This window comes from Finegoldia magna, assembly GCF_018371055.1.
Taxonomy (GTDB): domain Bacteria; phylum Bacillota; class Clostridia; order Tissierellales; family Peptoniphilaceae; genus Finegoldia; species Finegoldia magna_I.
The window spans coordinates 1-7,679 of sequence record NZ_JAGYZD010000070.1 but is presented as its reverse complement, the minus strand read 5'-3'; the positions used below and the strand labels follow the sequence as shown (position 1 = coordinate 7,679).

The window sequence follows — 7,679 nt, the reverse complement described above, 5'->3', positions numbered from 1 at the left end:
ACGAATATCTAGACTACGAAAATAAATAAATTCTAAGCTTGTGAACCTAAAATTGTGAACTCGTGCTACGCACTCAAACAGCACAATTTTTTAACGGTTTACTTTGCTTGAATTTATGATTATTTTCTCCGTATGATATTCTTAGCTTCGATTGTTTGCTTGAAGGTTTCGTTATGTTGGGAATTTAAGGACAAGGACAAAAAAATGGTGCAAAGGATTCACTAGATGACAGTTGAAGGACAAGCAAGGTTCAGAATTGTAGCAAACATCTCACAAGAATATCTTAGGGGAAATTTAATTGTCTGACTCGCTCAGCCTCTCTTCAGAAATCTTATATTATGAAAATGAACTGAGGTGTAAATAAGAAGGTAAGTTTGATATAATAGTATAGTATATCAATAGTAATTTGAATATAGAATAGATCAGAAGTAAAGAAAGGAAATGATTATGAAGAGTAATAAATCAAAATCTATTTTAGTTATTGCATTTATTGCGGTAGCTGTTTTAATAATGTTTTTTATAAAGAATAAACCAGTTATGCCAATTAATAATGATAATAGTGCTAAGCAAACTGAGACTGATGGAAATGTTAAAGAAAATAGTAGTTCTAGTAGTGAGAATAAAAGTTCATCAGATTTGAATAATTTCAAGGAAGCTTACAAGGAAATAGACAAGGAAGATGTTTTATTTGCTGGAAAAGATGCTGGTTTTGAGAAGTTTTTTTCATATGATAAGCCTGTTTTTGTAAACTTTACTTGGATTGAATGTGCTCCTTGTAAGGAAATGGCTCCATATATAGACAATACTTTCAATAAGTTCAAGGGGAAAGCCGTTGTTAAGGATGTTGAAGTTAATGTAAACAATGATTTTGCATCACAAGCTGGTATTAGAGTTACTCCTACACAAATTTTTATTCCTTTAAAAGAAAATTTTAAATTTTCTGATAAGGCTCAAAGCGTGATGGATGAGTATTTTCAAGAGGTTACTGTTAATGGTAAAAAGGGATATATTCACGAAGGTTTGTTGAAGGAAAATGAATTAGAAATATTGATTTCGGATATGATCAATGGATAGTTTATTAGAATTTTTGTCAAAATTAGTCAAGGATTATGTTTATTTGGCTCCTATTATTTCTTTGGTTGCGGGGATTTTGACTAGTTTTCTTCCCTGCTCATTGCCGATGATTCCAATTATAATTGGGTATTTGTCGGGGAATAATTACGATAAGAAAAAATCGTTCAAGGTGGCATTGGTTTTCAGTTTAGGTAGCATTTTAGTTTTCACAATTTTTGGATTGACGGCTGCCTTGGTTGGTAAAATTTTAAATCAATTTAGTAGAGTATTTTATATCATTGTTGGAATAATTTTAATTCTTATGGCGTTTCAAAATTGGCATGTTATCAAGATTATTAGCCTCAATAAATCCAGTAAGATTACAAAGACTGGGCTTTTGGGAGCTTTTATAGCTGGTGTTATTCAAGCGGTGTTTGCATCGCCATGTTCTACACCTGTTTTGGTTTCATTGATGGCTATAGCGGCTAATACTAAAAATATTTTATTTTCTATTATTCTGTTCGTATTTTATGGTATTGGGAATTGCTTTTTGGTATTTATGTCTGCTTTGTTGATGGGTAAAGTCGAAGAGATTATTCAAAATGATTCATATACTAAGGTTTCTAAAATTATAGAAATAGTTCTTGGTGCAGTATTGATGTTATTTGGATTGTATTTCTTGTACCAAGGTATTTAGGAGGAAATTTATTGGAAAAAGATGTATTAGAATCTAAAAAATTACAAGATTTAAAGATTATTGCTAAAGCTGTAGGTGTTGCAGGTATTAGTAAATATAATAAGCAAGATTTGATAAAAGAGATCATTAGTCAAGTTAATATTAATGAGAGAAATAACTCTGAGGAAGATTACGAAGATTCTTCTTCTAATGATGAAAAAGATTTGAAGGATCCTTTGAAAGTGGAAGGAATCTTGGATTTACACGAAAACGGATATGGATTTTTGAGATCGGAAGGATACGATTCAGGAGATGATGATATTTACGTACCTCCTGTTCAAGTTAGAAGATTTAAATTAAAGACAGGGGATTTTGTAGAGGGATTATCTCGCGAGAAAAAAGATAAAGAGAAATTCGATGCTTTGATTTATGTGAATCGTGTAAATGGAGATACTGTTGAAAATCTTAGAAATAGACCTGATTTTGAGAATTTGACTCCTATTTATCCAAGAGAAAGATTGACTTTAGAAAGAGATTCAAAGAATGTTTCAATGAGAATTATGGATTTAATAAGTCCTGTTGGAAAAGGTCAAAGAGGTTTGATTGTGGCATCACCTAAAACAGGTAAGACGACTTTGCTAAAAAACATAGCAAACTCTATAAGAAAAAATTATCCGGAAATTCATGTTACTGTTTTGTTAATTGATGAAAGGCCGGAAGAAGTTACAGATATGAAGCGTTCTGTTTTGGGAGCAGATGTCGTAGCATCTACTTTTGATGAAATGCCTCAAAATCATATTAGGGTTGCTGAAATCGTGATAGAGAGGGCCAAGAGGCTTGTAGAACACAAGAAAGATGTCGTAATATTGGTCGATTCAATTACTAGATTATCTCGTGCATATAATGTTACTAGTCCTTATTCAGGTAAGACTTTGTCCGGCGGACTTGATCCTTTAGCATTGAATGGTCCTAAAAGATTTTTTGGCGCGGCAAGAAATATTGAAGAAGGCGGTTCATTGACTATATTGGCGACGGCTTTGATTGAAACAGGATCCAGAATGGATGATGTTATTTTCGAAGAATTCAAGGGAACTGGAAATATGGAAATCAAATTGGATAGGAGCCTGTCGGAACAGAGAGTGTTCCCTGCAATTGATTTGAACAAATCCGGAACCAGGAAAGATGAATTACTTCTTACAAAAGAAGAATTATCAGCAATTAATAAAATAAGAAAACAATTGAATTCACAAGAAAACAAAAATATTGCAGACCAAATTATAAAAATGATTAAAAACACAAAATCAAACCAAGAATTTGTAAAATCAATAAATAATTTGCAAAGTTTGTAAAGAAATTTATAGTGAAATATTCAAATTTTGTAGACAAGTTCATACTCATGTGTTATAATAGGTAAGTCGAAAATAATTTTGAGAAAAACGAGGTGATAATATGAAAAAAGATTTACATCCAGAATACCACGAAGCTACAGTAACTTGCGCTTCTTGTGGCAATACTTTTAAAGTAGGATCTACTAAAGAAAACATAAACGTCGAAGTTTGTAGTCAATGTCACCCATTTTATACAGGACGTCAAAGATTTGTAGAACATGGTGGTAGAGTAGAAAAATTCAAGAAAAAATACAACATGGATTAGCATTTTTGCCAGTACCTTTTAGGTGCTGGTATTTTTGTGTTAAAAAATAGATAATGAATAATGAAAAGGTAAATTGACATGAAGAAAACAACAATTGGAGGACAAGCTTTAATTGAAGGAATTCTGATGAGAGGCCCTTCAAAGTACTCCATAGCAGTCAGAAAGCCTGATCAAGAAATTGATTTGGTGGTAAAAGACTTAGAAAACAATAAAATAAATTTGATGAAGATTCCTTTTATAAGAGGAGTTGTTAGTTTGTTTGATTCTATGAAGTTGGGAATGGATGCTTTGATGTATTCAGCAAGTTTTTACGAAGATGATAGCGATAACTTCTTCGATAAGCATTTTAAAAACAATGCCAGAAAAGTAGAAAATGTGTTTTCTATAATTGCATCAGTGGCATTGGCATTACTGTTTTTCTTCTTCATTCCAACTTTTCTTACATCATTTGTTAAGCTAAATCATTCATCTTTTAGTTTCAATTTAATCGAAGGATTGATACGAATTATAATATTTTTCACATATCTTTTTATAGTTTCTCATTCAAAAGATATGAAAAGAGTTTTTGAATATCATGGTGCTGAACACAAGAGTATTTATTGCTATGAACAAGGACTGGATTTGACTGTTGAAAATGTTAGAAAACAAAGTAGACTTCATCCAAGATGTGGTACTAGTTTTTTGTTTACGGTTATGATAATTTCTATTTTGGTGTTGGGTTTAGTTGGATGGCCGAATCAGTTGATGAGAATGTTGTATCGTATAATATTACTTCCAGTGATTGTGTCGATTTCGTATGAAATTAACAGATTAATCGGAAAATACGATAATACAATAACGGCACTACTTGTGAAACCAGGATTATGGGTTCAAAAGTATTTTACAGTAAGAGAGCCTGACGACAAGATGATAGAAGTTGCTATATTGGCACTTAAAAGTGTTATTCCAGAAAAAGAAGATGAAGATTTATGGTAATCAAAGATATTTACAATTTATTCGACAAATCTGATTGTCTGATGATTTTGGAAAAATTATACAAATATAGTTTTTCTGATTCTATTATTCATTCAAATGATGAGATAAATGGGAATGATGAGAAAATAATTTTTGAATACAAAAGACTTTACGATGAGGATATTCCAATCGAATATATACTTGGGTTTAAGTACTTTTATAATAGAAAGTTTTATACAGATCCTGATGTTTTAATTCCAAGATTTGATACTGAAATTTTAGTAGACGAAATAATCAAGACTAATCGTAAGTTTGACAATATACTTGAAATCGGAATTGGATCTGGGATAATATCAATCACTTTGAATTTGGAATTGGATTCAAAAGTTTTGGGAGTGGATATAAACAAAAAGGCTATTGAACTTTCCAAGAAAAATGCAGAAAGCTTAAATGCGACTAACGTTGAATTTATTTATTCTGATTTGTATGAGAATGTGAATTCTAAGTTTGATTTGATAGTTTCCAATCCGCCTTATATAGACAAAAAAGATTTCGATTCACTTGAAACAAAAATTTTAAAAGAACCACGATCTGCACTTTTTGGTGGAGATGATGGACTGTATTTTTATAGAAAGATAATAAATCAAGCTAGTGATTATTTAAATGAAGATGGTATGCTCGCTTTTGAAATAGGTTATAATCAAATAGAGAGCATATTTGAGATTTTAGATGAAAACGGATTTGAAAATCACTATTGCATTAAAGATTTTAACGGTTTTGATAGAGTAATAATTGCGAGGAGGTAATTATGTTTGAAAATTTAGATAGTGTTGTTGATAAGTTCAAAGACTTAGAAGTAAAAGTCGCAGATCCTGAAGTTATCGCTGACATGGAAAATTGGACGAAATTAATGAAAGAACACGCTGATTTAGAACCAGTTGTTAATAAATATTTGTCATACAAAGATAATTTGAAAAATTTACAAGAAGATAAGGAGCTGTTGGGTACTACTGGAGATAGTGAAATGGAAGAACTATTGAAAGATGAAATCTCAACATTGGAAGAACAAATTGAAAACGATCAAGAAGAATTGAAAATTTTGTTGTTGCCAAAAGATCCTAACGATGAAAAGAACGTATTTATTGAAATAAGAGCAGGTGCTGGCGGAGATGAAGCAGGTTTATTTGCTGGTGAACTTTTGAGAATGTACCAAATGTATTCTGATAAAAAACGCTGGACAACAGAAGTTATGGATATTCAACAACAAGGTGTTGGCGGTGTTAAAGAAGCTGTAATGATGGTTAAAGGAAAAGGCGCTTATTCTAGATTAAAATACGAATCAGGAGTCCACAGAGTTCAAAGAGTTCCTCAAACTGAAAGTTCAGGAAGAATTCACACATCTACGGCAACTGTTGCTGTGTTACCGGAAGCCGAAGATGTTGATATTAAGATTGAACAAAAAGATTTGAGAATTGACGTGTTCAGAGCAAGTGGTAATGGTGGTCAATGTGTAAACACTACTGACTCTGCTGTTAGAATAACGCACATTCCAACAGGCCTTGTAGTGACTTGTCAAGATGAAAAATCTCAAATAAAAAATAAAGACAAAGCTATGAAAGTTTTGAAATCTAGATTATATGATTTGATGGAAGAAGAAAAGAACAAAGATAGAGCAGATGCTCGTAAATCTCAAGTTGGTACAGGGGATCGTTCTGAAAGAATTAGAACTTACAACTTCCCACAAGGAAGAATAACTGATCACAGAATCAACAAAACAATATTCCAATTACAAAATTTCTTAGATGGAGATATTGAAGAAATGATTGATGATTTAACAAGTTACGATCAAGCTGAAAAATTAAAAATGATGAATTAAAAATTAACTCGAGTTTAAATGCTCGAGTTTTTTATATTATAGCAAGTAATGATATAATTAGATATATATTTAAATTTAGGAGATAAAAATGAATAGTGAATTAATTTATGAATATTTGGATAAAATTGGAAGAGATGGTTACAAGTTGGGACTTGATAGAATGCAAAAAACTTTGAAAATTCTAGGTAATCCCGAAAAAAGTTTTAAAATAATCCACGTTGCTGGAACTAACGGTAAAGGTTCCACATCAACTTTTATATACCAAACACTTAAAGAACACGGATATAAAACTGGACTTTTTACATCACCTCACATAATTAATTTTTACGATAGAATAAAAATCGACAAGGAAATTTCGGAAGAAGATTTCATGAGAATTTTCGAAATTATCAAGGATACTATTGAAGAAAATGATATAAAGGTGTCTACATTTGAATTTATAACTTTGTGTGCGATTTATTATTTTGCTGAACAAAAATGCGAATATGTTGTTCTTGAAGTTGGAATGGGCGGAAGATTGGATGCGACCAACGCAACAGATGAAACATTGTTATCTGTAATTACAAAAATCGGATTGGATCACCAAGAATATTTGGGAAATACTTTGGAAGAAATCGCATACGAAAAAGCTTGTATCATGAAACAAAATGGAAGATGTGTTGTTTATGATCAACAAGAAAGTGTGTTAGACGTATTCAGAGAAGTTGCAGAAGAAAGAAACAACAAGCTATATATTTGCGATTTTGATGAAGCCAAAAATATAGAAATAAATGCAACACACAATTCTTTCGATTGGAAAAATTTACACATTGAAACTAGATTAGTAGGAAAATATCAATTATTCAACGCACAATTAGCATTGAGCGCTATTGATGTGTTAAGAGATGAACTCGATTTGTCTGATGAAGATATCATCAATGGTTTCAAAAACGCATATATTCCTGCAAGATTTGATGTGATTAGACACAACCCAACAGTAATATACGATGGCGGACACAATGCCGATGGGGTTAAAGCTTTGAAATCATCAATAGAATCTGTGTTTGGTGATAAGAAAATCGTATTTGTTTACGGTGTATTGAAAGACAAGGACTATAACGATGAAATCAAACTAATCCATGAAAATGCCAAAGCATTTGTGACATTTACGACAGATTCACCAAGGGCATTAAAAGCAGAAGATTTGAAAAATCAAATCGAAGCATACAGCGATAATGTTGTCGCAAAACCAAATGTAAATGACGCCGTGGATTATGCTATTGAACATTTCAAAGACGATGTAATTATAATTTTTGGAACGTTGTACAGTGCGGAGCAAGCTTATGAACATTTATAAAAAAGTTTTTGATGGGAAAAATATCGGAGAAATTTTATACGATGAGCCAATGAAAAATCACACTACTTTCAAAATTGGAGGTAGTTGTGATGTTATGATATTTCCTAAAAATGAAGAACAAATAATAAATG

8 protein-coding genes are annotated in these 7,679 nt (G+C 31.6%); all 8 read left to right on the top strand.

Annotated features, from left to right (window positions below; genetic code table 11):
- Positions 1–447 precede the first annotated feature (447 nt).
- The 8 genes from KHW44_RS04380 to KHW44_RS04345 all read left to right on the top strand — a co-directional run bounded on the left by KHW44_RS04380 (position 448) and on the right by KHW44_RS04345 (position 7,548).
- Positions 448–1,074 carry a thioredoxin family protein gene (locus KHW44_RS04380; RefSeq protein WP_304066432.1) on the top strand — a complete coding sequence of 209 codons (627 nt, stop codon included), beginning with the start codon at positions 448–450 and terminating at the stop codon, positions 1,072–1,074.
- Positions 1,067–1,750: a cytochrome c biogenesis CcdA family protein gene (locus KHW44_RS04375; RefSeq protein WP_304066429.1), complete on the top strand. Its 684-nt coding sequence runs from the start codon at positions 1,067–1,069 to the stop codon at positions 1,748–1,750. Before KHW44_RS04380 ends, KHW44_RS04375 begins: the two co-directional genes overlap by 8 nt.
- A gap of 11 nt (positions 1,751–1,761) precedes the next feature.
- Positions 1,762–3,078 carry a transcription termination factor Rho gene (gene rho, locus KHW44_RS04370; RefSeq protein ID WP_304066426.1) on the top strand — a complete coding sequence of 439 codons (1,317 nt, stop codon included), beginning with the start codon at positions 1,762–1,764 and terminating at the stop codon, positions 3,076–3,078.
- Between the two features lie 100 nt (positions 3,079–3,178).
- Positions 3,179–3,382 (top strand): 50S ribosomal protein L31, encoded by a 204-nt coding sequence (gene rpmE, locus KHW44_RS04365; RefSeq protein WP_002836835.1) that lies wholly within the window; start codon positions 3,179–3,181, stop codon positions 3,380–3,382.
- Positions 3,383–3,460: 78 nt separating this feature from the next.
- Positions 3,461–4,357, top strand: a complete 897-nt coding sequence (locus KHW44_RS04360; RefSeq protein ID WP_278725574.1) for a DUF1385 domain-containing protein — start codon at positions 3,461–3,463, stop codon at positions 4,355–4,357.
- A complete protein-coding gene (prmC, locus tag KHW44_RS04355; RefSeq protein ID WP_304066420.1) occupies positions 4,351–5,142 on the top strand; it encodes a peptide chain release factor N(5)-glutamine methyltransferase in 792 nt (263 codons plus the stop codon). The genes KHW44_RS04360 and prmC overlap by 7 nt, the downstream gene beginning before the upstream one ends.
- Before the next feature lie 2 nt (positions 5,143–5,144).
- Positions 5,145–6,212, top strand: coding sequence for a peptide chain release factor 1 (gene prfA, locus KHW44_RS04350; protein WP_094207346.1), 1,068 nt, complete (start codon positions 5,145–5,147; stop codon positions 6,210–6,212).
- 88 nt (positions 6,213–6,300) lie between these two features.
- Positions 6,301–7,548: a folylpolyglutamate synthase/dihydrofolate synthase family protein gene (locus KHW44_RS04345; protein ID WP_304066412.1), complete on the top strand. Its 1,248-nt coding sequence runs from the start codon at positions 6,301–6,303 to the stop codon at positions 7,546–7,548.
- Positions 7,549–7,679: the final 131 nt, after the last annotated feature.